A 1229-nucleotide genomic window follows, 5' to 3' on the forward strand; every position below is an offset into this window, starting at 1 on the left:
TGAATCGCCACGACTCTTGTAGACACTCCTGAGCCATAATTCTAGGCTAAAGGAGTGAGTATGAGCGGCAAACGGTATACGGAAGAATTCAAGATCGCGGCGGTCAAACAAGTGGCGCAGCGTGGGCATCCAGTCAGTGAAGTCGCAGAGCGGCTTGGCGTGAGCATCCATAGCCTGTACGCATGGGTGAAGCGCTATGGCGTCCCTGAGGAAGAGCGCAAGGCCGTCGACGCGCAAAGTGATGAAATGCGGCGCCTGAAGGCCGAGCTGAAGCGCGTCACGGAGGAACGCGACATATTGAAAAAGGCCGCGGTGTACTTTGCCAAGACGTCCGGGTAAGGTACACCTTAATTGTTGAGTTACAGGACCAATTCCCGGTACGGCGGCTGTGTAATGTGCTCGATGTCCATCCGAGTGGTTTCTATGCGTGGCGCTTGAATCCTGAGAGCAAGCGCGCCAGGGAAGACAAGCGCCTGCTCGTACCCATCAAGGAGTCATGGCTAGAGAGCGGCAGCGTGTACGGCTACCGCAAAGTCAGCGACGATCTGCGTGAACTCGGGGAGCGATGCGGCATCAACCGGGTCCACCGGTTGATGCGATCGGCAGGAATTCGTTCGCAAACCGGCTACGCCAAGCGCAAATATAAACGCGGCGGCGCACCTTCGATGGTGGCGCCCAATCATCTGCAGCGCCAGTTCGACGTGCAGGAACCTAATCGGGTCTGGGTGACGGATATCACGTACATCCGCACCTATGAGGGCTGGCTCTATCTGGCCGTAGTCCTTGATCTGTTCTCGCGCCAGGTAATTGGTTGGTCGATGAGCTCACGCATCGATCGGGAGCTGGCGATGAATGCGCTCCTGATGGCCGTCTGGCGACGGCAGCCGAAGAATACAGTGATGGTTCATTCTGATCAGGGCAGCCAATTCAGCAGCTATGACTGGCGCGACTTCCTGAACGAGCACAACCTCACGCAAAGCATGAGCCGGCGCGGGAATTGCCACGATAACGCCGTCGCAGAGAGCTTTTTCCAGCTGCTGAAGCGGGAGCGGATTCGACGCAAAACCTATGGCACTCGGGAGGATGCGAAGCAGGACGTCTTCGATTACATCGAGATGTTTTACAATCCAAAGCGCCGGCACAGTTTCAGCGATGACTTGTCGCCGGTCGAATATGAAAAGCGGTACTTCCAACGGCTCGCGAGTGTCTAGCAAACTCGTGGCGATTCA

At 56.6% G+C, this 1229-nt stretch carries 1 protein-coding gene; it reads left to right on the plus strand.

Features of this window, described 5'->3' with window-relative positions; genetic code table 11:
• Nucleotides 1-60: 60 nt before the first annotated feature.
• Nucleotides 61-1211, plus strand: a protein-coding gene (locus AC1RQG_RS27800; RefSeq protein WP_493136650.1) for an IS3 family transposase whose coding sequence is annotated in 2 segments (ribosomal slippage) — nucleotides 61-301 and nucleotides 301-1211 — 1152 coding nt in all. Because the reading frame shifts where the segments join, the coding sequence is not laid out codon by codon here.
• Nucleotides 1212-1229 lie beyond the last annotated feature (18 nt).

It is taken from the genome of Rugamonas sp. GW822-FHT03B10 (assembly GCF_058801745.1).